21 protein-coding genes, 2 pseudogenes and 2 riboswitches are annotated in these 25,578 nt (G+C 62.9%); of the genes and pseudogenes, 13 read left to right on the forward strand and 10 right to left on the reverse strand.

Annotation, left to right across the window (positions count from 1 at the left end):
- Positions 1 to 161: 161 nt before the first annotated feature.
- The 3 genes from BBI10_RS20305 (at position 162) to nfuA (ending at position 4,412) form a co-directional block, all read left to right on the forward strand.
- Complete coding sequence (locus BBI10_RS20305) at positions 162 to 2,462, forward strand: fatty acid cis/trans isomerase (protein ID WP_065991423.1); 2,301 nt, start codon at positions 162 to 164, stop codon at positions 2,460 to 2,462.
- A 231-nt stretch (positions 2,463 to 2,693) separates the two neighbouring features.
- Positions 2,694 to 3,713, forward strand: a complete 1,020-nt coding sequence (locus BBI10_RS20310) for an acyltransferase family protein (protein WP_065991424.1) — start codon at positions 2,694 to 2,696, stop codon at positions 3,711 to 3,713.
- A gap of 105 nt (positions 3,714 to 3,818) precedes the next feature.
- Positions 3,819 to 4,412: a Fe-S biogenesis protein NfuA gene (nfuA, locus tag BBI10_RS20315; RefSeq protein ID WP_065991425.1), complete on the forward strand. Its 594-nt coding sequence runs from the start codon at positions 3,819 to 3,821 to the stop codon at positions 4,410 to 4,412.
- A 79-nt stretch (positions 4,413 to 4,491) separates the two neighbouring features.
- On the opposite strand, the gene cobM is transcribed toward nfuA, so the two are convergent.
- From cobM to BBI10_RS20335, 4 genes are all read right to left on the reverse strand, one after another.
- On the reverse strand, positions 4,492 to 5,238 hold the full coding sequence (gene cobM / locus BBI10_RS20320) for a precorrin-4 C(11)-methyltransferase (protein WP_065991426.1): 747 nt from the start codon (positions 5,236 to 5,238) through the stop codon (positions 4,492 to 4,494).
- Positions 5,239 to 5,534: 296 nt separating this feature from the next.
- Positions 5,535 to 5,969 carry a cobalamin biosynthesis protein gene (locus BBI10_RS20325; RefSeq protein ID WP_065991729.1) on the reverse strand — a complete coding sequence of 145 codons (435 nt, stop codon included), beginning with the start codon at positions 5,967 to 5,969 and terminating at the stop codon, positions 5,535 to 5,537.
- A 2-nt stretch (positions 5,970 to 5,971) separates the two neighbouring features.
- Positions 5,972 to 6,691, reverse strand: coding sequence for a CbtA family protein (locus BBI10_RS20330; protein WP_065991427.1), 720 nt, complete (start codon positions 6,689 to 6,691; stop codon positions 5,972 to 5,974).
- 11 nt (positions 6,692 to 6,702) lie between these two features.
- Positions 6,703 to 6,912 (reverse strand): CbtB domain-containing protein, encoded by a 210-nt coding sequence (locus BBI10_RS20335; protein ID WP_065991428.1) that lies wholly within the window; start codon positions 6,910 to 6,912, stop codon positions 6,703 to 6,705.
- Between the two features lie 97 nt (positions 6,913 to 7,009).
- A riboswitch (cobalamin riboswitch) is annotated at positions 7,010 to 7,242 on the reverse strand.
- A gap of 125 nt (positions 7,243 to 7,367) precedes the next feature.
- A riboswitch (cobalamin riboswitch) is annotated at positions 7,368 to 7,592 on the forward strand.
- Positions 7,593 to 7,719: 127 nt separating this feature from the next.
- On the opposite strand from BBI10_RS20335, the gene cobW reads away from it, so the two are divergent.
- From cobW to BBI10_RS20355, 4 genes are all read left to right on the forward strand, one after another.
- Complete coding sequence (cobW, locus tag BBI10_RS20340; RefSeq protein WP_065991429.1) at positions 7,720 to 8,793, forward strand: cobalamin biosynthesis protein CobW; 1,074 nt, start codon at positions 7,720 to 7,722, stop codon at positions 8,791 to 8,793.
- 2 nt (positions 8,794 to 8,795) lie between these two features.
- Entirely contained in the window at positions 8,796 to 12,560 is a 3,765-nt protein-coding gene (cobN, locus tag BBI10_RS20345) for a cobaltochelatase subunit CobN (RefSeq protein WP_065991430.1), read from the forward strand.
- An 88-nt stretch (positions 12,561 to 12,648) separates the two neighbouring features.
- On the forward strand, positions 12,649 to 13,689 hold the full coding sequence (locus BBI10_RS20350) for an ATP-binding protein (protein ID WP_065991431.1): 1,041 nt from the start codon (positions 12,649 to 12,651) through the stop codon (positions 13,687 to 13,689).
- Positions 13,690 to 13,742: 53 nt separating this feature from the next.
- The gene (locus BBI10_RS20355) at positions 13,743 to 14,369 is read left to right on the forward strand and encodes a vWA domain-containing protein (RefSeq protein WP_065991432.1); all 627 of its coding nucleotides are present in this window, start codon (positions 13,743 to 13,745) and stop codon (positions 14,367 to 14,369) included.
- A 21-nt stretch (positions 14,370 to 14,390) separates the two neighbouring features.
- Here the strand turns inward: BBI10_RS20355 and BBI10_RS20360 are convergent, their stop codons facing one another.
- Entirely contained in the window at positions 14,391 to 14,657 is a 267-nt protein-coding gene (locus tag BBI10_RS20360) for a hypothetical protein (RefSeq protein WP_065991433.1), read from the reverse strand.
- A gap of 388 nt (positions 14,658 to 15,045) precedes the next feature.
- Here BBI10_RS20360 and BBI10_RS28700 point away from each other — a divergent pair.
- Together BBI10_RS28700 and BBI10_RS20365 are read left to right on the forward strand one after the other, a co-directional pair.
- Positions 15,046 to 15,417 (forward strand): annotated as a pseudogene (locus BBI10_RS28700) (VpsR-related response regulator); the annotation flags it as partial.
- A gap of 69 nt (positions 15,418 to 15,486) precedes the next feature.
- Positions 15,487 to 16,398 (forward strand): annotated as a pseudogene (locus BBI10_RS20365) (sigma 54-interacting transcriptional regulator); the annotation flags it as partial.
- A gap of 51 nt (positions 16,399 to 16,449) precedes the next feature.
- On the opposite strand, the gene BBI10_RS20370 reads toward BBI10_RS20365, so the two are convergent.
- Both BBI10_RS20370 and pnuC read right to left on the reverse strand, forming a co-directional pair.
- On the reverse strand, positions 16,450 to 16,974 hold the full coding sequence (locus BBI10_RS20370; protein ID WP_065991435.1) for an AAA family ATPase: 525 nt from the start codon (positions 16,972 to 16,974) through the stop codon (positions 16,450 to 16,452).
- Positions 16,975 to 16,979: 5 nt separating this feature from the next.
- Entirely contained in the window at positions 16,980 to 17,543 is a 564-nt protein-coding gene (gene pnuC / locus BBI10_RS20375; RefSeq protein ID WP_065991436.1) for a nicotinamide riboside transporter PnuC, read from the reverse strand.
- A 358-nt stretch (positions 17,544 to 17,901) separates the two neighbouring features.
- On the opposite strand from pnuC, the gene BBI10_RS20380 reads away from it, so the two are divergent.
- The gene (locus BBI10_RS20380) at positions 17,902 to 18,732 is read left to right on the forward strand and encodes an undecaprenyl-diphosphate phosphatase (protein ID WP_065991730.1); all 831 of its coding nucleotides are present in this window, start codon (positions 17,902 to 17,904) and stop codon (positions 18,730 to 18,732) included.
- A 7-nt stretch (positions 18,733 to 18,739) separates the two neighbouring features.
- The gene (locus tag BBI10_RS20385; RefSeq protein ID WP_065991437.1) at positions 18,740 to 19,183 is read left to right on the forward strand and encodes a DUF1294 domain-containing protein; all 444 of its coding nucleotides are present in this window, start codon (positions 18,740 to 18,742) and stop codon (positions 19,181 to 19,183) included.
- 30 nt (positions 19,184 to 19,213) lie between these two features.
- Here the strand turns inward: BBI10_RS20385 and BBI10_RS20390 are convergent, their stop codons facing one another.
- Genes BBI10_RS20390 through BBI10_RS20400 form a run of 3 tightly spaced genes read right to left on the reverse strand, consistent with a single transcriptional unit; the run spans position 19,214 to position 22,271 of the window.
- Entirely contained in the window at positions 19,214 to 19,558 is a 345-nt protein-coding gene (locus BBI10_RS20390; protein WP_065991438.1) for an MmcQ/YjbR family DNA-binding protein, read from the reverse strand.
- A gap of 44 nt (positions 19,559 to 19,602) precedes the next feature.
- Positions 19,603 to 20,010, reverse strand: coding sequence for a Cu(I)-responsive transcriptional regulator (gene cueR, locus BBI10_RS20395; RefSeq protein ID WP_065991439.1), 408 nt, complete (start codon positions 20,008 to 20,010; stop codon positions 19,603 to 19,605).
- Complete coding sequence (locus BBI10_RS20400; protein ID WP_065991440.1) at positions 20,007 to 22,271, reverse strand: heavy metal translocating P-type ATPase; 2,265 nt, start codon at positions 22,269 to 22,271, stop codon at positions 20,007 to 20,009. The genes cueR and BBI10_RS20400 overlap by 4 nt, the downstream gene beginning before the upstream one ends.
- 173 nt (positions 22,272 to 22,444) lie before the next feature.
- Between BBI10_RS20400 and BBI10_RS20405 the strand changes: the two genes are divergently transcribed.
- Positions 22,445 to 23,380, forward strand: coding sequence for a LysR substrate-binding domain-containing protein (locus BBI10_RS20405; RefSeq protein ID WP_065991731.1), 936 nt, complete (start codon positions 22,445 to 22,447; stop codon positions 23,378 to 23,380).
- Positions 23,381 to 24,648: 1,268 nt separating this feature from the next.
- Positions 24,649 to 25,254, forward strand: coding sequence for an FMN-dependent NADH-azoreductase (locus tag BBI10_RS20415; protein WP_065991442.1), 606 nt, complete (start codon positions 24,649 to 24,651; stop codon positions 25,252 to 25,254).
- Positions 25,255 to 25,578 lie beyond the last annotated feature (324 nt).

The following is a 25,578-nucleotide window of genomic DNA, read 5'->3' on the forward strand; positions in this document are numbered from 1 at the left end:
CCGGATGAAGAAGTACGAAATAAGGTGGCGCTGAAAGGTGCGAAATAATAGCAAACCTGTACGGATTTAAATCATTCCGGGATTTACATGAATTCTGTTCATGTTACGCGGCACCGCCAAACGGTAGAATCCCGGCGATTCATTTTCAGGACGCCCGTTCCATGTTGCATCGCGTGCTCGCCAGTTCCCTGGCCTTGTTGTTTTGCGGTGCAGCGTTCGCGCAGTCACCCCTTCAGTCTCCGGCTATTTCCTACAGCCGCGATATCCAGCCGATCTTCACCGAGAAGTGCGTCGCCTGCCACGCCTGCAACGACGCTGCCTGTCAGCTGAACCTGGGCAGCGGCGAAGGTGTGCTGCGCGGTGCATCGAAGGTGCCGGTTTACGAAGGCGACCGCAGCAAGGCGGTCGCCCCCACCCGGATTTTCGTCGACGCGCAGGGCCCTGACGCCTGGCGCAAGAAAGGCTTCTATTCAGTGCTGGACGGGCAGAGCAATCAGGCGGCGCTGATGGCAAAGATGCTCGAGTTCGGGCACAGCGCGCCATTGGTGCCCAACGCGCGGCTGCCGGATGACATCGTGCTGGGCCTGAACCGCCAGAACATGTGCCCGTTGCCCAACGAGTTTGCCGCTTATGCCACGGCGCGTCCGGGGCAGGGCATGCCGCTGGCGGTGACCGGCCTCACCGACGCTCAATACAGCACGCTGCAACGCTGGCTGGCAGCCGGGGCACCCGTGGAGCAGACGCCGGTGCAACCGAGTACGGGCGAAGCGGCGCAGATCACCGAATGGGAGCGCCTGCTCAATCGCCCCGGATCGAGCGAGGCGCTGGTCGGCCGTTGGCTGTACGAACACCTGTTTCTGGCCCACGTGTATTTCAGCGACGGCGAGCCGGGGCACTTTTTCCAGTGGGTGCGCTCGCGCACGCCGAGCGGCCAGCCGGTTGACCTGATCGCCACGCGCCGTCCCGACGACGATCCTGGCACCACCTTCTATTACCGCCTGATGCCGGTGCAGGGCGTCATCGTCCACAAGACCCACATCACCTACCCGATGGGCCCGCAGAAGCTGGCCCGGGTCAAGCAACTGTTCTACAGCGGCACCTGGCACGCCACCGAGCTGCCCGGCTATGGCCCGCAGCATCGGGCCAATCCGTTCGAAACGTTCAAGCAGATCCCCGCTGACGCGCGCTACCAGTTCATGCTGGACAATGCCGAATACTTCGTTCGCACGTTCATTCGCGGCCCGGTGTGTCGGGGCGAGATCGCCACGGATGTGATTCGCGATCATTTCTGGGCGCTGTTTCAAGCGCCCGACCACGACCGTTACATCACCGACGCGGCCTACCGGGCCAAGGCCACGCCATTGCTGCCGATGCCGGGGCAGGACGATGACGTCGGCAGCGTGCTGACCCTGTGGCACGACTACCGCGACAAGCGCAATCAGTACGAAGACCTGCGCAGCGATGCCTACGCGCACATGCCCCCGCCGGGTTGGGCGACGCTGTGGGCGGGCAACGACAACGCGCTGCTGACCATCTTCCGCCACTTCGACAGCGCCTCGGTGAACAAAGGGCTGATTGGCGCGCTGCCCAACAGCGTCTGGCTGTTCGACTACCCCTTGCTGGAGCGCACCTATTACCAGTTGGCAGTCAATTTCGACGTCTACGGCAACGTCTCTCATCAGGTGCAGACGCGCTTGTATTTCGACCTGATCCGCAACGGCGCCGAGGTCAACTTCCTGCGCCTGATGCCGGCCGACAAGCGCGATGACATCCTCGGCGACTGGTACCAGAACGGCGGCAAATTAAAGATGTGGCTGGATTACCAGGCCATCGACGATGACACCCCGAGCGGCCTGACACTCGATGAGAAAAACCCCAAGCGTGACTTCGAGCGCAAGTTGATCGAGCGTGCGGGCACCTTGAACGTGACGCCGGACCCGATCAATCGCTGCGACGGCGCCTACTGTTCGCGTGAGGGACTGGACCCGGTGTTCAGCGAGGTGGAGCAGACATTGAGCCGGCTGACGTCGCGGCCGGCGGCGGGGCTGAAGGTCATTCACCAGTTGCCGGAAGCGACGATGCTGCGGATCCAGGATGGCAGCGGCAAACGCATCGTCTACAGCATGCTGCGCAACCGGGCCCACAGTAACGTCGCCTTTCTGATGGGCGAGGATTACCGCTACCAGCCCGGTCTGGACACGCTGACAATCTATCCGGGTGTGCTGAGCAGCTACCCGAATTTCATGTTCAACGTCCCGGCCAGCGAGGTCGGTGCGTTCGTTGACGCAATGGAGCAGGCCCACGATCACAAGCAGGCGTTCGACGCTATCGTCCAGCGCTGGGGCGTGCGCCGCAGCCATCCGCTGTTCTGGACGTACTTCCACGACCTGGACCGCTACCTTCAGGAAACCGAGCCGCGCGAGGCGGGTGTCTTGGACATGAATCGCTACGAGAATCTCTGAGCCGCCCGCGAGCCGCCCTGCAGAAAATCTTCACACTACGCGTCGGCCCCGCTGATGCTGCTTCAAACAGGGAAACCCTTGTAATACATGGCGCGCAGCCATTATGCAGCCCGTCAGTGACGCCGAACCTTTTCGCAACTTATGAAGTCCGACCTTGGGAGTCGCTCTTCGACACCTTGCCTTTTCGGGCGTGGCAGCGAAGGTCAATCCAGACGAAGCAAGAGGTTGCAGATGTTGATTTCGGTTCAGGCCCTGCGGGCTCTCGCCGCGTGGGCTGTTGTGTGTCACCACTTCATGCAGATATTTTTCGACTTCCATCCGAGTGGGCCGGTCGGCCGTTTTTTCACTGAAAAAGGCGCCGTTGGCGTCGACATTTTTTTCGTCATCAGCGGTCTGGTCATCTACCTGTCAACTGTAGACAAGGACATTCCCGCCGGCCGCTTCATGCTCAACCGTGTCATTCGCATCGTCCCGGCGTATTGGCTGTACACCCTGGTGATGGGCCTGCTGGTGGTTGTCGCTCAGCCGCTGCTGCCCCACCAGGTCGTCGACTGGCAAAGCTTTGTGCTGTCGCTGTTGTTCATCCCCTCGGAAAACCCGGGCGGCTACGGCCTCTATCCCACCCTCAACGTGGGCTGGACGCTGAACTACGAAATGCTGTTCTACGTGCTGTTCTCGATGGTGTTCCTGTTCCAACAGCGTCTGCGCCCGTTGATTCTCGCAGCGGCGCTGTTTGCCATCACCGACGTGCTGGGTCGTTCGGGGCTGGTCAGCCGGTTCTACGCCAATGACATCGTCTATGAGTTCCTGCTCGGCATTTTCGTGGGTGTGATGTATCGCCGGGGCTGGATCAGTGAGCGGTTGTGGCTGCCGTTGCTGGCCATTGGCGCTGCGCTGTTCACCATCGACCATCTGCAACCGGCGCCGCGCATCATCAACTGGGGTCTGCCGAGTGCGGTGATCGTGGTCGCCTGCATCTCCCTCGAACCCTATCTGCGCAACTATCGCCTGCTGAAGACCATGGGCGACTGCTCGTATTCGGTGTACTTGCTCCACGTGCTGGTGCTGTATGCGGGATGGCTGGTCAGTGAGCGTTACGGCCTGAACCCGTATCTGGTGTTTGCGGTGTGCGTACCGGTCATCGCGCTCGGCGCGTGGCTCAGTTATGAATGGATCGAGAAGGGCTTGTACCGCCGCATGAAAGGCTGGCTGGACCAGAGACGGGCAAGCAAGGAGGCGGCGCTGTCCTGACAGACACTGGGTAGCGGTCGGGTCACTTACCCGACTAAAACACTAGGGCTTTGTCAGGCGCAGTTGATTGGCGTAAACTGCGCCCCACGTCTGCGAGGAATTTTCATGACCGCTATTACGATTACCGATGCCGCCCACGATTACCTGGCCGATCTGCTGGAAAAGCAGAACACGCCCGGCATCGGCATCCGCGTGTTTATTACCCAGCCTGGCACCCAATACGCTGAAACCTGCATTGCCTACTGCAAGCCAGGCGAAGAAAAACCCGAAGACACGGCCATCGGCCTGAAAAGCTTCACCGCCTGGATCGACGCGTTCAGCGAAGCGTTTCTGGACGACGCCGTTGTTGATTACGCCACCGATCGCATGGGCGGCCAGCTGACCATCAAGGCGCCTAACGCCAAGGTGCCGATGGTCAACGCCGACAGCCCGATCAACGAGCGCATCAATTACTACCTGCAAACCGAGATTAACCCGGGTCTCGCCAGTCATGGCGGCCAGGTCACCTTGATCGAGGTTGTTGAAGAGGAGGAGGCGAACGTCGCCATTCTTCAGTTCGGCGGTGGTTGCCAGGGTTGTGGTCAGGCGGACGTGACGCTGAAGGAAGGCATCGAGCGCACGCTGCTGGAGCGCATCCCCGAGCTGACCGGTGTGCGTGACGTGACCGACCACACCCAGAAAGAAAACGCGTATTACTGAGAAGTGATTGTGTTGCAGGCAAGGCCCCGACGCGTTCGGGGCTTTTTTATGGGCGCTCGGTAAGCGTGACGGGCGCAGGCTAAGGCCTGAACACATGGGCGTGGCCGGCGCGATACAGCGAGGATTCGCTGAACACGTCGTTGCCGAGCACTCTGCCTACCAGAATCAGCGCGGTGCGGCGGAATCCCTTGATCCGCACCTTTTCCTCGATGTCCGCCAGTGTGCCGGTGACCCAGTCCTGGTCCGGCCAACTGGCGCGATGCACTACGGCAATGGGGCAGTCCGCGCCATAGTGCGGTGTCAGCTCGGCGACGATCTTGCCCAGGTTATTGACCCCCAGATGAATCGCCATGGTCGCTTGATGCCGCGCCAGATCGCCGAGACTTTCGCCTTCGGGCATGTCGGTTTTGTCGGCGTAGCGGGTCAGGATCACGCTCTGGGAAATGTCCGGCAGCGTCAGCTCGGTGCCCAACAGCGCGGCGCACGCAGCGGTGGCGGTGACGCCGGGGATGATTTCGAAGGGGATGTGCAGCGCGCGCAGGCAACGGATTTGCTCGCCGATCGCGCCATAGAGACTCGGATCGCCGGAATGCACCCGCGCCACGTCATGCCCTTGTGCATGAGCGGATTTCATCAGCTCGATGATCTGCTCCAGGTGCAGTGAAGCGCTGTTGGTCACCTGAACCGCCTGATGCCCCTCCAGCACCGCCTCAGGCACCAGCGAGCCGGCGTAGATAATCACCGGGCAGGCGCGGATCAGCCGCTGGCCTTTGACAGTGATCAGGTCTGGATCGCCGGGGCCGGCGCCGATGAAAAAAACGGTCATGGGGTGTCCTGATTGGAATTCATTTGAACGATGGTTCGCCGGATGCTTGTCGCTGAATGCACGCGGCCTACTTCTGTAGGACCGGCTTTAGCCGGTAAGGGGCCTGCATGTACACCCTCATATTTGCAGTGTGACGCTTGACGCTTTCCCGGCTGAAGCCGGTCCTACGAGGGTCCGCGGTGTGTCCGTGGGACTGGCGTTAGCCGGTAAGGGGCCTTCGGGTACGCCATCAAAAATCTGCGGTATGACCACTGATGCTTTCCCGGCTAAAGCCGGTCCTACAATTTGAGCCGGTCCTAAGAGGTTGCGCTCGCCCTGCCGGTTGCGGTTGCCAATGCGAACGTCGCGTGGGGGCTTTTTCGGCGGGGGATGACCAATGTCGCCGGCGAGCCGGTCAACCGCGTCACCATGGCCAACGCGGCGCTTTCCGCCACGCCGTAGCAGCCCGTGCGTTCAAAAGCGATCTCGGATCGATGGCTGAGCTGATCCTCGTAAGCCGCCAGGTCACCTGCGCTGAAGAACCCTACCGTCAGGCCCAGCCCATGACCCAGTTCCAGCAACCCCGCTTCATCGGCTTTGCCATCAATCGACGCCAGGGCAGCAATGTCTGCCGGGGCCAGCTGACACTCCCGCAAACCATCCTCTATCAGTTGCCGAAGCTCCAGCGCCGAGCATCCGCGCTGGCAGCCCAGGCCGACCACCCACAGCGGTCGGTCGCACGAGTCATTCACGGTCACAGCGCGGGGTTCAAACCCGTGTGCGCCGCAGGCGTTTCACTGCGACGAAACAGCCAGGCGCTGATCCAGCCCAAGGCGATCCAGAACGCGGCATTGGTCAGCAGCGACGCAATCTTGAACTGCGCTTCAAGGGCTTCCGGCGCAAGTGCCGAATGGACCGCCGGTTGCGGCGCGCCGACCATGTGCGGCACCACCAGAATCACCGCGCCCATGACCTTCAGCAGCCAGTGTCTGGCAAATACCATCAGCGCCAGGCCCGCAGCCGTGGACACAGCGGTGCCGACCCACCAGATCTGCCGCTGGGTCAGGTCCGCTGCGACGGTGCCGGGCAGTTCGGGCGGCAAACCGAGGGTCGGCGCCAGCACAAACACCGCATAACCGGCCAACCCCCACAGCACCCCTTCGCGCGCACTCGCCGGCGTGCGCAGGGTGTACAGCGCCGCCAGCATCAAGGCGAAACCGACCGCGACCACCAGATTGCCGCCAGTGGTGGACAGCACGCGCTGCCAGCCATCTTCCGGCTCCCAGGCTTCTTCGTCATGGACGTGAGCCGCCATGGCGCCGTCGGCATGCTCATGCATCTCGACGGCGGGCGCCTTCTCGTAGGTCTCCGCCTGCAGAATAAGCGGCGCCACCGAGAAGCTCTGCAGCAACGTCAACAACAGGGCGGCCAGCAGTCCGGTGAACCCGGCCGTTTGCGCGATTCGCTTGAACATGGCGGCAGGTCTCAGTGGCACGGGAAGGCGGAGCTGTGACGGGTGTCGTGCGCCGCGTTATGCACCGCATCGATGTGGGAGAAGCCGGCGAAGTACACCAGAAACGCACCGAGAAACATCGCGCTGACGGCGGCGACAAGGCGCTGGCTTTGCGTGCTCGCAACGGCCGTCGTGGTGTGTGTGGTGGTGCCGGACGTCTGGCGGGGTGTGCTGGCGGACATGGCGCTTCCCTCTGATGTGGATTCAGCGGACGGAAAGGCGCGAAGACACCGCAGGCCAATGCCGGCAGTGCTCAACAGCGCCCGCCCACCGCGGGTTGTTATATAACGTTGTCGGGCCGGTCTCCGGGCTCGCGAGGGGCACATGCAACAGCCTTCACAGCCGTCGCGCCTTCAAGAATCGCCTTCCCATATCGCTGTGGATACAGTGGATCTGACTCTTCACTCGCTTACCGTTGCGGGGGCAGCACCGGACTGATGCACACCCAAAGGTCTGCACGCACCGGTTTCCCGTTTCACCCTGTGAAGGGCACCCGTAACAAGGTGTGTAGGAGACCACGGGCTGTTTGGCGCGTCAATCGACCCGTCAGTCGGCATGTCAATCGATGCAGCGATCGGTGCGTCAATTGGCGCGGCAATCATTGCAACGGCGCGATTGACCGGCCTGCGGTCACTGCGTAGCCTTGCGCACTTGAGGTTCGCCGGCCGCTTTTATGAAAGCCACCTGCGCTAAGAAGGGAATGCGGTTTCACGCCGCAGCTGCCCCCGCAACTGTAAACGGACCGCTTCATTGCACAGCCACTGCGCGAGCGGGAAGGCGCAATGAATGCCAGTCGCCTGACGATGCCTGTCAGCGACCGGCCGCCGTGAGCCAGGAGACCTGCCTCGAATCGGACCGCCTGCGAGCGGCCGAGGAATTCCACTACAACCGGGCGGGGTGATCCGGTGGCGAATCGAACCGCGCGCCTGTTTCTGCCGGCCTGCGCTGTTTTCGTCCTCGTTGCCCCGCCGCATGCCTGAGGGCAACCGATGAAAACACTGGCCAAACTTCCCGTCACCATCGTCACCGGCTTTCTCGGCTCGGGCAAAACCACCTTGCTGCGGCACATGCTCGACAACGCCGAAGGCCGTCGCATCGCCGTCATCGTCAATGAGTTCGGCGAGCTGGGCATCGACGGCGACATCCTCAAGCAATGCACCATCGGCTGCTCGGAAGAAGAAGCCGTCGGTCGCGTGTACGAACTGGCCAACGGCTGCCTGTGCTGCACCGTTCAAGAAGAGTTCTTCCCGGTGATGCAGGAACTGGTCGCCCGTCGCGGCGACCTCGATCACATCCTCATCGAAACCTCAGGCCTGGCCCTGCCGAAGCCGCTGGTGCAAGCCTTCCAGTGGCCGGAAATCCGCAACGCCTGCACCGTTGACGCCGTGATCACCGTGGTCGACAGCCCGGCCGTGGTCGCCGGCACCTTCGCTGCGTTCCCGGATCAGGTCGACGCCCAGCGCAAACTCGACCCGAACCTGGACCACGAATCGCCGTTGCATGAGCTGTTCGCCGACCAACTGGCGAGCGCCGACCTCGTCGTGCTGAACAAGGCCGACATGCTCGACGCGGACGCACTGGCCGCCGTGCGCGCGGAAGTCGCCGAAGAACTGCCGCCAGCGGTGAAGATCGTCGAAGCGAACCGGGGCCAGCTGCCGATCAGTGTGTTGCTGGGCCTGGGCGCTGAGTCAGAGCTGCACATCGATGGCCGCAAGACCCACCACGATCACCACGAAGGCGACGATCCGGATGATCACGACCACGACGCCTTCGACTCGATCTCCATCACGCTGCCCCAGGCCGATGAATCGCTGTTGCTCGACGCGCTGACCCAGGCCGTCGTCCAGCACGGCATCCTGCGGGTCAAAGGCTTCGCTGCCATTCCCGGCAAACCCATGCGCCTGCTGGTGCAAGGCGTCGGCACCCGGTTCGACAAGCATTTCGACCGCGCCTGGAAGTCAGACGAAACCCGCGAAACCCACCTGGTGCTGATCGGCCAGGAACTGGACGCGGGCGTTCTTGAAGCGCAATTGCGCGCTGCCGTTTCCGCGATCAAAGGCTAACCATGCACCTGCTGCGTACACAGCCCGGCGGCTTCGTTCCCGACGACAGCATCGCTGACCTGGGCCAGACGCCCGCCGAGCTGGTGATCCTGTGCAGCGCCGACTCAAACCTGGCGTTGCTGGCTGAAGTCGCGCAGCAACTGCCGGACGATTACCCGAGCCTGCGCCTGGCCAATCCCATGCAGGTGCAGAACCATGCCTCGGTGGATTTGTACGTCGACGAAGTGCTTCGCCACGCCAAGGTCATCCTGATTTCCCTGCACGGCGGCATCGGCTACTGGCGTTATGGCGTCGAGCGGTTGGTGGAGCTGGCGGCGAAGGGCGTCAAGCTGATTCTGGTGCCCGGCTGTGATCGGCCGGACCCCGAGCTGAGCGGCCTGAGCACCGAATCCGCCGAAGACCGCGAGCGGCTCTGGCACTACCTGCGCCAGGGCGGCAAGCACAACGCTCTATCGCTGTTCAGCTTCATCGCCACGCGCTGGCTGGGCGGTGACTATCCCTGGGCCGAGCCGCAAACGCTGCCGCGCACCGTGGTTTATCACCCGCTGAACCCCAACGCCGACCTGGCTCGCTGGCAGGCCGACTGGCGCGCGGATCAGCCGGTCGCTGCGGTGTTGTTCTATCGCTCCCACCTGCAAGCGGCGAACACCGGTTTCATTGATGTGTTCTGCGAGCGCTTGTCGGCCCAGGGCTTGAACCCGTTGCCGATTGCGGTCGCCAGCCTCAAGGAAGCCGGTTGCATGACCGCGCTGCAGGACTGGCTCGATGAGGTGGATTGCGAGGTCATTCTCAACACCACCGGCTTTGCTCAATCCAGTCCGGAAGCGCCGGACGTGCGGCCGTTTCGCCGGGATATCCCGGTCATACAGGCCATTTGCGCCCAGGACAACGAACCGGCCTGGCAGGCCAGCGCCCAGGGCCTGGGCTCCCGGGATCTGGCCATGCACATCGCGTTGCCGGAACTGGACGGGCGCATCATCAGCCGGCCGATCAGCTTCAAGGACCTGGCCTGGCACAGCGAGCGCAGCCAGTCCGACGTGGTGTGCTACCGCGCCCAGCCGGGACGCATGGATTTCGTCGCCGAACTGGCCCGGCGCTGGGTGCTGCTGGCCCGTACGGCCAACACTGACAAGCGTGTGGCGCTGATTCTCGCCAACTACCCGACACGCGACGGGCGCATTGGCAATGGCGTCGGTCTCGACACGCCGGCCGCCGCGCTGAACATCCTCAACGCCATGCAGGGCGAGGGTTACCCGGTCGAGGGTCTGCCTGACTCGGGCACAGCGCTGATTCATGCCTTGCTCGGCGGCGTCACCAATGACCCGGACAGCCTCGATCAGCGGCCTTGCCACCAGAGCATGGCCATGGACGAGTACCTGGCCGCGTTTCAGGCATTGCCCGAGGCCAATCGCGATGCGGTCATGGCGCGATGGGGCGCTCCTGACACCGATCCCATGTGCCGCGACGGGCGGATGATGATTGCCGGCTTGCGTTTCGGCATGACCTTCGTCGGGATTCAACCGGCGCGGGGCTACAACGTGGACCACAGCGCGGTGTATCACGACCCCGACCTGGTGCCGCCCCACGGTTACCTGGCGTTCTACTTCTGGCTGCGCAAACGCTATGGCGCCCACGCCGTCATCCATGTCGGCAAGCACGGCAATCTGGAGTGGCTGCCGGGCAAAGGCGTTGGTCTGTCCGAGCACTGCTGGCCGGATGCGATCCTCGGCCCGATGCCGAATATCTACCCGTTCATCGTCAACGATCCGGGCGAGGGCGCCCAGGCCAAGCGCCGCACCCAGGCGGTGATCATCGATCACTTGATGCCGCCGCTGACACGCGCCGAAACCTACGGTCCGTTGCGCGACCTTGAACTGCTGGCAGACGAATATTACGAAGCGCAACTGCTCGATCCGCGCCGTGCCCGTGAGCTGCAGAAAGACATTCTCAGGCTGGTGCGCGAGACCCATATCGACCGCGAACTGTCGATGGACGGGGATGCCAATAGCGACGAAGACGCCGCCGTGTGGCTGCCGCGTCTGGACACCTATCTGTGTGACCTGAAGGAATCGCAGATCCGCGATGGGCTGCACGTGTTTGGCGAGTCGCCCACGGGCCGGCTGCGCATCGACACGCTGCTGGCGATGGTGCGCGTGCCTCGCGGTGATGGTCGCGGCGGTCAGGCGAGCCTGTTGCGCACCTTGAGTCAGGCGCTGGCGCTGGATTTCGACCCGCTGGACTGTGACCTCGGCGCGCCGTGGACCGGCGATAAACCTCAGGTATTACATGAGGTCAGCGCTGAACCCTGGCGTACCACGGGTGACACCCGCGAGCGACTGGAACTGCTGGCTGCGCAGATGATTCAGCAGATTGCCGCTGGAGTCGAGGTGATTAATCGCTTTGAAAACAAAGGGTTGTCGGAGGTTGTTGAGTCTTTGTATGAGGTAGTGATTCCGCGCCTTGACGCGTGCGGTCCGGCCGAGATGGCCAACCTCCTTGGCGCGCTGAGCGGCCGCTTTGTCCCCGCCGGCCCGAGCGGCGCCCCCAGTCGCGGACGGCTGGACGTGCTGCCCACCGGGCGCAATTTCTTCTCCGTGGACGTCCGTAATCTTCCGACCATGACCGCTTGGCGCATTGGCTTCCAGTCGGCAAACCTGTTGCTGGAGAGGCACTTACAGGATCATGGTGATTATTTACGTCAACTCGGGCTGTCGGTCTGGGGCACGGCAACCATGCGCACTGGCGGTGACGACATCGCCCAGGCCATGGCCCTGATGGGCGTGCGGCCGGTGTGGGCGACGGGCAGTCAGCGCGTCGATGATTTCGAAATCCTGCCCCTGAGCCTGCTTGATCGGCCTCGGGTTGACGTGACCCTGCGGGTTTCCGGGTTCTTTCGTGATGCGTTCGCCAACCTCATCCGCTTGTTCGATGCGGCGGTGCAGGCCGTTGCAGCACTGGACGAGCCCGATGACATGAACCCGCTGGCCGCCCGCGTGCGCCAGGAGCGCGAGCAATTGCTGCGCGACGGCCTGGATGCCGAGCAAGCGGCGAAGCAGGCCGGCTGGCGCGTCTTCGGCGCCAAACCGGGAGCGTATGGCGCGGGGGTGCAGAACGCTATCGACGGACGCTTGTGGCAGAGCCGCGAAGACCTTGCCGAGGTTTACCTGAACTGGGGCGGCTACGCCTACGGCAGCAGCGACGAAGGCACGCCCGCCCGTGACGGTTTTGCCAAGCGGCTCAGCCAGGTCCAGGCGGTGCTGCAGAATCAGGACAACCGCGAACACGACCTGCTCGATTCCAACGATTACTACCAGTTCCAGGGTGGCATGCTGGCGGCGGTGGAAAGCCTGTCCGGCGCAAAAGTCGCCAGTTACCACGGCGACCACAGCCAGCCCGATCTTCCGAAGATCCGCACGCTCAAGGAAGAACTCAACCGGGTGGTGCGCTCGCGGGCGGCCAATCCGAAGTGGATCGAAGGGGTCAAACGCCACGGCTACAAGGGCGCGTTCGAGATGGCGGCGACGGTGGATTTCCTGTTCGCCTTCGACGCCACCACCGAGCTGATCGACGATCACCAATACGCGCTGCTGGCCGATGCCTATCTGCTGGACGCCTCGACCCGCGATTTCATCCAGCAGCACAATCCTGACGCGTTGCGGGACATGACCGAGCGCATGCTCGAAGCGCAGCAGCGCGGCTTGTGGCAGGAACCGGGCGAGTACCGCGAAGCGCTGGAGAACCTGTTGCTGGACATCGAAGAGTCATGACCTTGGAAGAGCGCCTGCCGGGCAGTCTGCGAAGGCGCGTGACCGGCTTGAACCACATGACTGCCCCGCCGCTTGACGAGAATCGAACATGACCGACACCCCTCATTTCCCCTTGGCCGCCGTCGTCGGTGCCGATGACCTGAAGCTCGCCCTGTGCCTGACCGCTATCGACCCGAAAATCGGTGGCGTGCTGATCGAGGGCCCGCGCGGCATGGCGAAATCAACCCTGGCCCGGGGGCTGGCGGATCTACTGGCCAGCGGTCAGTTCGTCACATTGCCCCTGGGCGCTACGGAAGAACGCCTTGTCGGCACGCTGGACCTTGACGCCGCGTTGGGCGAGGGCCGCGCGGCGTTCTCGCCGGGGGTCCTGGCCAAGGCGGACGGCGGCGTGCTGTACGTCGATGAAGTCAACCTGCTGCCGGACCACTTGGTCGACTTGCTGCTGGACGTCGCCGCCAGCGGGGTCAATCTGGTGGAGCGCGATGGCATTTCCCATCGCCACGCCGCGCGCTTTGTGCTGATCGGCACCATGAACCCGGAAGAAGGCGAACTGCGCCCGCAGCTGCTGGACCGTTTCGGCCTGAACGTGGCGTTGAGCGGGCAGACAGTGCCGCAACAGCGCGGGCAGATCATTCGCCGTCGGCTGGATTTCGACGCCGCGCCCGAAGCCTTCTGTCAGCAATGGGCCCCGCAACAGCAGGCGTTGAAGGCCCGTTGTGAAAGCGCCCGGGGGCTGTTGCCGAGCATTGAACTGGATGATGCCAGTCTGGGCTTGATCACCGAGCGCTGTTTTGCCGCCGGGGTCGACGGTATGCGAGCGGACCTGGTCTGGTTGCGCGCGGCCCGTGCCCATGCTGCCTGGCGTGGCGCTGCGCATATCGCCGAGGCGGACATCGACGCCGTCGCCGACTTTGCACTGCGTCACCGTCGTCGCGAACCGCAACCGCCCCAACAACCGCAATCCCAGCCGCCTGCGCCATCACAACAACCCCCGCCGAAACCCGATGACGGTGCTCCGCGGCAACCTGAATCGCCGGAAACAGGCGAGGGCAGTTGGGGTGAGTTGCCTGCCCGCACCGTGCAGACGGGTCACCGCAAAGAAGTGCCCCACTGGCCAAAAAAGCCCTAGGCATTCGCCCCCGTCTGTCGAAGGGGGCGAATGCCAGCCCTCGACCGGGTGCACTGGGCGGCGGCCGAAACGGCGCGGCCCGCGCGGGTGCAGAAGGCGCGATTGCCTGGCTGCCCACCTTGCTCCGTGGCCGCCCCCGGGTTCGCAGCGATCTGGTGCATCAGCCCCGCAGTCGCCGGCCGGAGCAGCTCTGGCTGGTGATCGTCGACGCATCGGCATCGACCCGGCGCAATCACGCGTTGAGTCAGGCAAAGGGTTTGTTGGCGGGGGTGTTCGATGATGCGTATCGGCAGCGCGCCAGACTGGCCTTGCTCACCGCCAGCGGCACCGGCGCGCGCTGGCAGCATCAGGGCCTGAAAGCCAGCGCCGGGTTGCAGCCGTGGCTCGACGCATTGGGTGCGGGGGGCGGCACGCCGCTGTGGGATGCGATCAATCAGGCGGCTGACTGGTCCGCAAAACGGCACAAGCGCTGCCCGGCGGAACAGCAACGGGTGCTGATTCTCACGGACGGGCGGGTCAAGGACATACCGGCGCTATCAACACGACCGGCGCAGCCGCTTCCCGTGTTCAGCGGCCCCGTGCTGCTGATCGACATCGAGCGTGGGCCCATACGGCTGGGCCGCGCCCGGGACATCGCCGTGCAACTCAACGCTGACTACCGCCACATCGACGAGTGCTGAGCGCACGTCGTCGTTCGGGTCTCAGGCGGGCATGGTCCACGGCTCGAGGCTGTAGCCTTCGCCGCTGATTTCAGCCCGGGCCTGTTCGAGAAACTGCGCCAGTTGCTTCGGATCGGAATAGGCGCTGCTGGGGATCTGCTTGCGGCCAATGCGGGTGCTGGTGCGATCGATGACGGTGAGGCTCAGTTCGCCGTTGCCATCCTGTGGGGCCCAGGCCACGCACTGGAAGGGTTCAAAGGCGTGACCGGCAATCAGCAAAGCATCGTTGAAGCGCAAGGGGGCGTTCATGGACTGTCCTCAAAGTGCCCGTGTACGTTGTGCACCGGCGGCGGGCGTATCGCTCGGTGGCGTCTGGTGTTGCTACTTGTACTGATGACCGTCCCCCAGGGCTGAGTCACACCCATTTTGAAATTTCTTGATTTATTTTAAGCGGCACTTTTGCCGCGCTTCCTTGCCGCGCGTGAGCCAAACTCCTGCGAGGCCTGGTTCTTCACTGCCAAGCGCGCTTGATGGTGTACGTAAACGCTAAGCACGTTTCGATCTTAGGCTTATACAGAATCGATCCAAGGGGGCGTCAGAAACCTTGCTATGGTGTCAATCGGCCTTCACAAGGCACTGTTTATAAGAATGTTTTCTCCATGGATCACTACGCGACCCCGGCGCCAAGGAAACTCACATGCATGATCTGGCCTCCATACGCCGCCTGCTGATCGTCGAACCGTGCGAGGAATGTCTGCAACTGGTCCCCGGCCTGCGCATTGCCGGGTGGGATGTCGACAGCTGCACCCTTGAAGAGGCCGCGTTGCGTCCCTGTGACGTTGGCCTCATCCGCCTGCTGCCCGAGCATTTCGAACACCCTGAAGTGGTCAAGTCCCTTATCTCTCGAAGCAACACCGAATGGATCGCCGTGCTGACCAGCGAGGACCTGCGCCGCGAGCACATCGGTGATTTTGTCTGTGAGTGGTTCTTCGATTTCCATACCTTGCCCTTCGACGTCGCCCGCGTGCAGATCACGCTGGGGCGCGCCTACGGCATGGCGCGGCTGCGTGCCAAAGGCGCCAGCGTTGCCGGCGGTGGCGGTTATGGCAAAGGCGCCCCCTTTGGAGAGAACCCTGGCCAGCAATTGCTGGGGGAAAGCCGGCCGATGCGCGAGTTGCGCCGATTGCTGAGCAAGCTGGCGCCCACCGAATCACCGGTGCTGATCCGTGGCGAAGGCGGGACGGGCAAGGAGTTGATCGCACGCACGCTGCATGCTCAGTCCCAGCGCCGCGAGCAACCCTTCATTTCGGTCAACTGCGGGGCGATGTCGGAGCAATGGCTGCAGGAAGAGTTGTTCGGCACCGCCGACGCGGGAGACGCAACACGCCAGCGCAGGACGGGGCGCATTGAAGAGGCCAATGGCGGCACCCTGTTTCTCGACGAGATCGGCGATTTGCCCCTGGAGGTCCAGGCGAATGTGCTGCGGTTCCTCCAGGATCGGCACATTGAAGTGGCGGGGGAGCGTGTCCCGGTGGATGTGCGCGTGCTGGCGGCGACCCACGTCGATCTGGAAGCGGCGATTCGCATGAAGCGGTTTCGCGAAGACCTGTATTACCGGCTCAACGTGTTGCAGGTCGGCACTGCGCCGTTGCGCGAGCGGCACGGTGATCTGGCGTTGCTGGCCAATCACTTCGCCCAGTTCTACAGCCGGGAAACCGGCCGGCGGGCACGCAATTTCAGTCAGGACGCGCTGGTTGCCATGGGCAAGCACGACTGGCCCGGCAACGTGCGGGAGTTGGAGAACCGGGTGCGTCGCGGGCTGGTGCTGGCGGAAGGGCGGCAGATCGAAGCGTTCGACCTGGGGCTGCTGGGCGAAGAAGAGATCAGCACCAGCATGGCCACTCTGGATGAGTACAAGTCCCGGGCGGAACGGCAAGCGCTGTGTGATGTGTTGACTCGTCACAGCGACAACCTCAGCGTGGCCGCCAAAGTGCTCGGTATTTCTCGGCCAACGTTCTATCGCCTGCTGCACAAGCATCAGATTCGTTGATCCGGCCTTGCGCGATGCAGCCGCCGGCGTTCACCTCCGGCGTGCAGGCTCTCAGTCATTGATCAGTTGGCTGACCCGCTGCAGTGCTTGCTCACTGCGGTGGCTCCAGATCCCGCCAATCACCTCGAAAGGCTGCCCGTGGGCCACCAGCCATTGCCGGCTGGCCTCGAAGAATGCCTGGCGCTCGGCCAGGTCTGGCTGGCAACGCTGACCGTCGCCGACCCATCCGACCCCCTCCGGGGACAGCAGCAGGTGCAGATCGTAGTGGCGCTCGGCGAGGGCGGTTTCGATCCACGCCGGGCAGTCGTTGAACAGCGCACGGCTCCAGAGGACGTTGCTGAGCAAATGGGTGTCGAGGATCAGCAGTGACGGTTTGAGCGACCGCGCGGCGTCCTCACGGGCCAGTTGTTCCCGGGCAATGACGTCGATGTCGGCGTAGCAGGTGTCCCGCTGTACCTCATCGATGAACTGCCGCACGTATTCGCCCACCCGTACGCCGCCGAACTGCCGCTGAATCTCTTCCGCCAGCCAGCTCTTGCCGCTGGATTCGGGCCCTGTGAGTACCAGCACTTTCATCTCGGTCAACGCGCCAGCGCGGGGTCGGCGCGCCAGTCGCGCCAGCCCTGCACGGCGAGCAGGGTGAACAGCGCGTACAGACCCGCGGTGAGGTACAGCGCTTTATAGAGAAACAGGCCCACGAAGATCACGTCGAGCAGGATCCACAGCGGCCAGCACTGCACCCGCTTTTGCGCCATCCAGACCTGCGCGACCAGGCTGTAACCGGTCAGTGTGGCATCAAGCCAGGGTTGCGCGGCGTCGGTGAAATGGGCCATGGCCGCGCCAAGGACAACGCTGACCACGGCGCCGGCGACCAGGCTGAGCAACAGGCTGCCGCTGCCCAACGAGGTGACGATGCGGCCGTTGTCTGCCGCGCCACGGCGGGTCCACTGCCACCAGCCATACAGCTGCAGCCCGGCGTACACCACCTGCAATAGCATGTCGGAGTAGAGCTTCACGTCGAAGAAGATCCAGGTGTAGAGCAACACCATGACCAGACCGATCGGCCAGCACCATGGGTTCTGTTTGACTGTCAGCCAGACGGCAATGACACCGAGTGCAGCGGCAAACAGCTCAAGCCCTGACATGGCAACTCCTGAAGAGACGGTGGAAAAACGGGTCGGCGATTGTAGGCGCTTTATCGCCCGAGGTGGGACGCGATGATGCGTCGGAAGCATCTGAAAAGGCGGTAGAAAAACATCCCGGGCAGCACGTCGGGTTCATAGAGGCAATGTAACGACGATGGGGTAAACGTCAAAGCCTTCGCGCCAGTATTCATGCTAGCGCGTTCGTCAGAAAGGTCTGCTAGCATCGCCGCGCTCATGCCCGAGGCAGAGCGCTGTAACGTTCATGCTTTTTTTACGTTTGACCGTTTATCGTTCGCGCAACAGTTTGTAATACATATCAAGAGAGCCGTGCCATGAGCAGGTTCCAGCCGGGGGAATGATGGATCTTTGGACCGCTGCACAGGCGCTGATACTTGGGGTTGTAGAAGGGCTGACGGAGTTTTTGCCGATTTCCAGCACGGGTCATCAGATCATCGTTGCGGACCTGATCGGTTTTGGCGGCGAGCGGGCGATGGCGTTCAATATCATTATTCAGTTGGGGGCGATCCTGGCGGTGATGTGGGAGTTTCGCCGCAAGATCATTGATGTCGTCATCGGTTTGCCAACGCGGCCCGAAGCGCGGCGTTTCACCGCCAACCTCATCGTCGGCGTGTTGCCGGCCATGGTCCTCGGCGTGTTGTTTTCCGATCTGATCCACGAATACCTGTTCAACCCGATCACAGTGGCCGTTGCACTGGTGGTCGGCGGCTTCATCATGCTCTGGGCCGAGCGCCGCGAGCATGCGATTCACGCCGAAACCGTGGATGAGATGACCTGGGTGGATGCGTTGAAGGTCGGCTTCGCGCAATGCCTGGCCATGATTCCGGGTACTTCGCGATCGGGCTCGACCATCATCGGCGGGCTGCTGTTCGGCCTGTCACGCAAAACCGCCACCGAGTTTTCGTTCTTTCTGGCGATGCCGACCATGATCGCGGCTTCGGTGTACTCGGGGTACAAATACCGCTACCTGTTCCAGCCCGATGATCTGCCGGTGTTCGCCATCGGCTTCATCGCCGCGTTCATCTTCGCCATGATCGCCGTTCGCGGCCTGCTCAAGTTCATCGCCACCCACAGCTACGACGTGTTCGCCTGGTACCGCATCGCCTTCGGTCTGCTGATTCTCGCGACCTGGCAATTCGGCTGGGTCGACTGGTCCAGTGTGCAGGGCTGATGTTCCGATGACTCAACGTTCCGAATCGCAACACCCGGGGCGCTCGGCCGCCGCCAAGCCTGTCGCCGTGCGCTTTCTGAAACTCAAGCTGGTGGCGATGCTGTTGCTGTGCGGCTTGCCGGTCTACGGCGTCGTCACCTACTGGACCCGCGGCGGCAGCTGGCTGCCGGCGGCGATTTACGGGCTGATGAGCGTTGTCGCCTTTGGGTTTTACGGCTGGGACAAGAAGCAGGCCCAGCGCGGCGGCCAGCGGACGCCGGAAAAGCTGCTGCACGTGAGCGAACTGCTGGGCGGGTGGCCGGGTGCGCTGCTGGCCCAGCAAGTGTTTCGCCACAAGACCCGCAAGTTTTCGTACCAGCTGGTGTTCTGGCTGATTGTGCTGTTGCACGAATTGTTCTGGGTCGACCGCTTGCTGTTCGGCGGTCGCCTGATTTCGCGCCATTTGTATTGAATGGCTTGCAGAAACGCTGGATGGACCCGTTTACAGCTTCAGCGCCACCTGGCGGCGCTTCGACAGCTTGCCGACTACTAACTGGTGGGAGCGGGTCAGCGCTTCCTTTAGCTCGTCTGCGCCCATGGCGAACGGGTAGGTCAGGGTGATCCAGTGGGCGCGGGCCAGGTAAGGCGCAGGTCGCACGCCCGGACGGTCGACGTAGCCGAGGAACAGCTCGGCGCCGACCTTGAACGACAGGTCGTTCCCGGCCAGGCCCATCACCGCGAACATCTTGGTGTCGGCGATGGAGAAGACCCTGACGCCGCCCCATTTGTAATCCTCCCGCGCGCCGGGAAGATTCAGGCAGAACGCGGCGACGTCTTCAATCTGCATCGGCATGTTCCTGAACGGCGGTGAGGGGTATACGAGTGCGTGGGTTACCCATGGGCGCGACCTCCATTCGACGCCAGGTCAGCCAGAATCGGACAGTCCGGGCGGCGATCGCCCTGGCAGTGGCTGACCAGGTTCTGCAGGGTGTCACGCAGCCCGGCCAATTCCTCGATTTTCTGATTGAGTTCGGCGATGTGCTGGTGGGCCAGCGCCTTGACGTCGGCACTGGCACGGCCGCGGTCTTGCCACAGGGTCAGCAGTTTGCCGACCGCTTCCAGGGAAAACCCCAGATCCCGCGAGCGTTTGATGAACGCCAGGGTGTGCAGCTCGTCCGGGCCGTACAAGCGATAGCCGCTGTCGGTGCGGGCAGCGGCAGGGAGCAGGCCGATGGATTCGTAGTAGCGAATCATCTTGGCGCTGAGGCCGCTGCGTTTGGCGGCTTGTCCGATGTTCATGAAGCGTCTCCCGTGTCGTTGGGCTTGTCGTTGGGGGCGTCTATAGGTTCGTCGTTGGCTTGGTCTTTGGGTGTCCAGGTTTTCAACAGCAGGGCGTTGCTCACCACGCTGACGCTGGACAAGGCCATGGCTGCACCTGCCAGGACCGGATTGAGTAGACCGAACGCGGCCAGCGGAATGCCGATCAGGTTATAGACGAAGGCCCAGAAGAGGTTTTGCCGGATCTTTGCGTAGGTCTTGCGGCTGATGTCCAGCGCGGCCGGGATCAACCGCGGGTCGCCGCGCATCAGGGTGATGCCGGCGGCGTGCATGGCCACGTCCGTGCCGCCGCCCATGGCGATGCCGATGTCGGCAGCGGCCAGGGCAGGGGCGTCGTTGATGCCGTCACCGACCATCGCCACCACGCCGGTTTTTTTCAGGGCCACGACGGTGGCGGCTTTGTCGGCGGGCAGTATTTCGGCGTGCACGTCGTTGATGCCCAGCGCCTGCGCGACGACCCTTGCGCTGCCGCGATTGTCTCCCGTCAGCAGGTGACTGCTGATGTGCCGGGCGGTCAGTTGCGCGATGGCCTCAACGGCGCCGGGCTTGAGCGTGTCGCCGAAGGCAAACAGGCCGAGCACCTGACGCTGCGGGCTCAGTTCGATCAGCCAGGACAGCGTGCGGCCTTCGGCTTCCCAGGCCTGAGCCCGCCCGTACAGGTCGAGCCCGGTCAAGTTGCTTTCTTGCAGCAAGCCGCTTTCTTGCAGCAGGCGCTGATTGCCCAGCGCCAGTTCGCGGCTGTCCAGGGTGCCGGCGATACCGCGTCCGGCCAGCGCGCGGCTGTTGCTGACGTCCCCCAGGTTCAGGCCGCGTTCTGTGGTCACGTCCAGCACCGCTTTGGCCAACGGGTGTTCGCTGCCACGCTGCAGCGCACCGGCCAGTTGCAGCAGGGCGTTTTCATCACCGTCGAGGGCGGCCATGTGGGCAATGCGCGGCGTGCCGGAGGTCAGCGTGCCGGTCTTGTCGAAGACCACCGTGGTGACTTCATGGGCGCGTTCAAGGGCTTCGGCGTCCTTGATCAAAATGCCGTGGCGGGCGGCCACGCCGGTGCCGGCCATGATCGCAGTCGGCGTGGCCAGCCCGAGGGCACAGGGGCAGGCGATGACCAGCACGGTGACGGCGTTGATCACCGCGGCCTCCAGCGACGCGCCGGCCATCAGCCAGCCGACCAGCGTCGCCAGGGCAATCAGCAGGACCACCGGCACGAACACCTGGCTGACCTTGTCGACCAGTTTCTGGATCGGCGCCTTGGCTGACTGCGCGTCTTCCACCAGACGGATGATGCGCGCCAGCACGGTTTCTGCGCCCAGTGCCTGAGTGCTGATCAGCAGGCGGCCCTCGCCATTGATCGCGCCACCGGTGACCCTGTCGCCGGGTTGCTTGGGGACCGGCAGGCTCTCGCCGCTGATCAGGGCTTCATCGGCGTGGCTCTGGCCTTCGATCACCTCGCCATCCACCGGGAAGCGCTCGCCGGGTTTTACTACCACCTGATCGCCGATGCTCAGTGTGCTGATGGCGACCTCCATTTCCTGGCCGTCCACCCGCTTGATCGCGCGTTCAGGGCGTAACCCCTCCAGCGCCCGAATTGCGCTGGCGGTCTGGCGCTTGGCGCTGCTTTCGAGGTATTTGCCGAGGAGGACCAGTGCGATCACCACCGCCGACGCCTCGAAATACAGGTGCGGCATCGTCCCGGGCGCAGCGCTCAGCCATTGGTAGATGCTCAGCCCATATCCGGCACTGGTGCCCAGCGCGACCAGCAAGTCCATGTTGCCGGAACCGGCGCGCACGGCTTTCCAGGCGGCGACGTAAAAGCGCGCGCCGAGGAGGAATTGTACGGGGGTGGCCAGGGCAAACTGCAACCACGCCGGCAGCATCCCGTGGCCGCCGAACGGCTGCAGCAGCATTGGCACCACCAGCGGCAGCGCCAGGACAATGGCGAGTATCAGTTGCCAGCGCTCGGTGTTGTGGCGTTGGCGCTGGTCGGCCTGCTGAACGGCTGAATCCTGTTCGAGGCTGGCGCTGTAGCCAGCCTTGTCGACGGCCGCCACCAGCACGGCGGGGTCGATCTGCCCGCTGACTTCGACGTAGGCGCGTTCGTTGGCGAGGTTGACCGTGGCGACCTGGACGCCGGGCACTTTGCGCAACGCGCGCTCGACCCGGCCTGCGCAACTGGCGCAGGTCATGCCGGCGATAGGCAGATCGAATGTTGCGGGACTGGGCATCGTGAACACTCCGGTAAGTCGATTGCCAGTAAGGATCAACCTTGCCCTTCTGGCAAGGTCAAGGTGCGTAACGGATGTTTTTCTGGCCGGATCGTTTGTCCGCCGCGGCGCAGGACAGCCCATTTGCAACCTGCGACAATCGCGGACCCTTTCGGCCAGGCGAGCTGCATACCGTGTACGACTTCAACGATTTGTACTACTTCGTGCAGGTGGTCGAGAACAAGGGGTTCGCCGCCGCTGCGCGCAAGATCGACGTACCGAAGACCAAGCTCAGCCGCCGCATTGCTCAACTGGAAGATCGGCTCGGGGTACGTCTGATCCAGCGCACCACGCGCAAGTTCACGGTGACCGAGGTGGGGCTGGATTACTACCGTCATTGCGTGGCGATGCTGGTGGAGGCCGATGCGGCGGAGAAGGTGGTCGAGCAGTCGAGGTCCGAACCCCAGGGCATCGTGCGCATCAGTTGCCCACCGGCGCTGGGTGCGATGGGGGTGAGCGACACGATCGTCAAGTTTATGGTGCTGCACCCGAAAGTGCAGGTTCAGGTGGAGAGCACGAACCGACGGGTGGATGTGTTGGGGGAGGGCTATGACATCGCGCTGAGGGTGCGTTTTCCGCCGCTGGAGGACGAGAATCTGGTGATGAAGGTGTTGGGCGAGAGCCATCAGCGGTTGGTGGTTCGTCCGTCGCTGCTGGAGGGTAAGGTGGTTCGAACGCCGCAGGAGTTGGTGGGGCTGCCGAGTATGGATCTGGCGCCGGCAAACCGTGAGCACCGTTGGGCGTTGATCGGGCCGGGTGGTGAGCGGATTGAGGTTGCTCATCAGCCACGCTTTGTGTCGTCGGATCTGGATGCGTTGCACCGGGCGGCGGTGGAGGGGGGGGGGGGGGTGCAGATGCCGGAGATTATGGTTCGGCATTCGTTGCATGAGGGGCGGCTGGTTGAGTTGTTGCCGGGGTTTCGGCCGCCAAGCGGGTTGATTCATGCGGTGTTTCCGTCTCGCCGGGGGTTGTTGCCGTCGGTGCGGGGGTTGGTGGATTTGCTGGCGGAGGATTTTGGGTTGAATGCGAAGGCGGATCGGGAGGCGTGTGAGCTGGCCGGCAAGCTGTAGGGGACTTAAGCTGTAGGGGACTGAGTTATTAAGCTGTAAGGGACTAGCTGTAGAGCTGTAGAGCTGTAGAGCTGTAGAGCTGTAGAGCTGTAGAGCTGTAGGGGACTGATTTATTTACAGCGCTTCACCGTAAATTAATCTGTCCCCGGGTTTTTCAAGATCAAGATCAAGGTTCTTTAAAATCAAGAGCGTCTGCCTGGGGGCAGACTGTTTCGCCTTCGGCGAGTTACTTGGAAAAGCACCCCAAGTAACCAAAGGTGCTTGCTCCTGGTTGGGCCCGACTTCGTCGGGTTCCTTCACTCCGGTCTCGCTCCGTGGGCCCGCCGCCATCCGCCATCCATGGCGGGGGGCGGCTCTCGCGGCATCCGTGCCGCTCGGCCCACTGCGCGAGACCTGCGTTCAGCCTGCACCCAAGTCGCGATTGGCGGTGTTTGGGCTTTTTGCGCATGAAGATCAAACGCGCTTTAAAGCAGATCAGAAGCTTCCCGGTTGAAGCCGGTCCTGCCGTCGGCGGCGGTCCTGCTGAATGCACGCGGTGTTTGTAGGACCGGCTTCAGCCGGGAAGGGGCCAGTTTGAACGCCATCAATGTCAGGAAGCTGTAGGGGACTGATTTATTTACAGCGCTTCACCGTAAATTAATCTGTCCCCGGGTTTTTCAAGATCAAGATCAAGGTTCTTTGAAATAAAGGGCGTCTGCCTGGGGGCAGACTGTTTCGCCTTCGGCGAGTTACTTGGAAAAGTCGAAAGTCGCACCATCCCCAAGTAACCAAGGGTGCTTGCTCTCGGTTGGGCCCCTCGTTCCTCGGGGTTCCTTCACTCCGGTCTCGCTCCGTGGGCCCGCCGCCATCCGCCATCCATGGCGGGGGGCGGCTCTCGCGGCATCCATGCCGCTCGGCCCACTGCGCGAGACCTGCGTTCAGCCTGCACCAAAGTCGCGTTCTGCGGCGTCTGGGTTTTTTGTGTATGAAGATCAAGATCAAAAGCAGATCAAGAGCTTCCCGGCTGAAGCCGGTCCTACCGTCGGCGGCGGTCCTGCTGAATGCGCGCGGTGTTTGTGGGACCGGCTTTAGCCGGGAAGGGGCCGGTGTGAACACTATGAATGTCAGGTTTTTTTGCATTCTTTAAACCAGCATCGATGCTCCATCTTTGGATTGTCCTGTATGTGAGACGATCTAATGCATTTGCACCCTCTAATCACTTATTACCTCGCAAGGTAGGATGACGCCACTTGATCGCCAGGCGGCGATTCTCACCTTGGGAGCACTTTATGAAACTCTTGCACATCGATTCCAGCATCCTCGGCGATCACTCCGCTTCGCGTCAGTTGAGCCGCAGTGTCGTGGAGGCTTTCACCGCTTCTGCCCCGGACACTCAGGTGGTGTACCGCGATCTGGCGAATGAGCCACTCAGTCATTTCTCCGGCGCGACGCTGGCTGCTGCGGGGACGCCGGTGGAGGGCCGCGATGCGGCGCAGACGCTGGACGTGGAGACCAACGAAGCGACGCTGGCGGAGTTTCTGTCGGCGGACGTGGTGGTCATCGGTGCGCCGATGTACAACTTCAGCATCCCGAGCCAGTTGAAGGCGTGGATCGACCGGATCTGTGTGGCCGGCCGCACGTTCCGTTACACCGAGGCGGGCCCGGAAGGTCTGTGCAAGGGCAAGAAAGTGATCGTCGTTTCGACCACTGGCGGTCTGCATCAGGGCCTGCCGAGCGGCGTAGGCCATGATGACTTGCTCAAGGTGGTGTTCGGTTTCATCGGCGTCACCGACCTGCAATTCGTTGTGGCCGAAGGCCTGGCTTATGGTGAGGAGCCGCGCGCCGCTGCCATGGCCGCCGCGCAAAAGAACATCAGCGAAACGCTGTTCGCCTGACCCGACCAACCCGCAGGGATACACGCGACCTTCCCGGTCGGTAAACCCTCAGCAGCCGAGGGGACAGATTGATTTACGGTGAAGCGCTGTAAATAAATCAGTCCCCTCGGCTTGTCAACCCTCGGCTTTGTCCCCCTCGGCTTTTGCGTCCTGTCATGCAGCCCCGCGACAGGCTTTATGAGATCTTTGCGCGTAATCTCGTTGCAGCACCGTAGAATGCCGGCCCAATCGGTCTGTTCTGCGTCAAACGGCGGCCGCTGTCTTTCATTCATCGAGCTTGGCCCGCCTTGTGCTCCCTTGATCCTCAAACGTTTCGGAATGTTA

This window comes from Pseudomonas graminis (assembly GCF_001705435.1).
Taxonomy (GTDB): domain Bacteria; phylum Pseudomonadota; class Gammaproteobacteria; order Pseudomonadales; family Pseudomonadaceae; genus Aquipseudomonas; species Aquipseudomonas graminis_B.

Bases quoted from the DNA above. Each gene is read 5' to 3' on its own strand.
- BBI10_RS20305 (WP_065991423.1), top strand. From the start codon at position 162: ATGTTGCATCGCGTGCTCGCCAGTTCCCTGGCCTTGTTGTTTTGCGGT.
- BBI10_RS20310 (WP_065991424.1), top strand. From the start codon at position 2,694: ATGTTGATTTCGGTTCAGGCCCTGCGGGCTCTCGCCGCGTGGGCTGTT.
- nfuA (WP_065991425.1), top strand. From the start codon at position 3,819: ATGACCGCTATTACGATTACCGATGCCGCCCACGATTACCTGGCCGAT.
- cobM (WP_065991426.1), bottom strand. From the start codon at position 5,238: ATGACCGTTTTTTTCATCGGCGCCGGCCCCGGCGATCCAGACCTGATC.
- BBI10_RS20330 (WP_065991427.1), bottom strand. From the start codon at position 6,691: ATGTTCAAGCGAATCGCGCAAACGGCCGGGTTCACCGGACTGCTGGCC.
- BBI10_RS20335 (WP_065991428.1), bottom strand. From the start codon at position 6,912: ATGTCCGCCAGCACACCCCGCCAGACGTCCGGCACCACCACACACACC.
- cobW (WP_065991429.1), top strand. From the start codon at position 7,720: ATGAAAACACTGGCCAAACTTCCCGTCACCATCGTCACCGGCTTTCTC.
- cobN (WP_065991430.1), top strand. From the start codon at position 8,796: ATGCACCTGCTGCGTACACAGCCCGGCGGCTTCGTTCCCGACGACAGC.
- BBI10_RS20350 (WP_065991431.1), top strand. From the start codon at position 12,649: ATGACCGACACCCCTCATTTCCCCTTGGCCGCCGTCGTCGGTGCCGAT.
- BBI10_RS20360 (WP_065991433.1), bottom strand. From the start codon at position 14,657: ATGAACGCCCCCTTGCGCTTCAACGATGCTTTGCTGATTGCCGGTCAC.
- BBI10_RS20370 (WP_065991435.1), bottom strand. From the start codon at position 16,974: ATGAAAGTGCTGGTACTCACAGGGCCCGAATCCAGCGGCAAGAGCTGG.
- pnuC (WP_065991436.1), bottom strand. From the start codon at position 17,543: ATGTCAGGGCTTGAGCTGTTTGCCGCTGCACTCGGTGTCATTGCCGTC.
- BBI10_RS20380 (WP_065991730.1), top strand. From the start codon at position 17,902: ATGGATCTTTGGACCGCTGCACAGGCGCTGATACTTGGGGTTGTAGAA.
- BBI10_RS20385 (WP_065991437.1), top strand. From the start codon at position 18,740: ATGACTCAACGTTCCGAATCGCAACACCCGGGGCGCTCGGCCGCCGCC.
- BBI10_RS20390 (WP_065991438.1), bottom strand. From the start codon at position 19,558: ATGCAGATTGAAGACGTCGCCGCGTTCTGCCTGAATCTTCCCGGCGCG.
- cueR (WP_065991439.1), bottom strand. From the start codon at position 20,010: ATGAACATCGGACAAGCCGCCAAACGCAGCGGCCTCAGCGCCAAGATG.
- BBI10_RS20400 (WP_065991440.1), bottom strand. From the start codon at position 22,271: ATGCCCAGTCCCGCAACATTCGATCTGCCTATCGCCGGCATGACCTGC.
- BBI10_RS20415 (WP_065991442.1), top strand. From the start codon at position 24,649: ATGAAACTCTTGCACATCGATTCCAGCATCCTCGGCGATCACTCCGCT.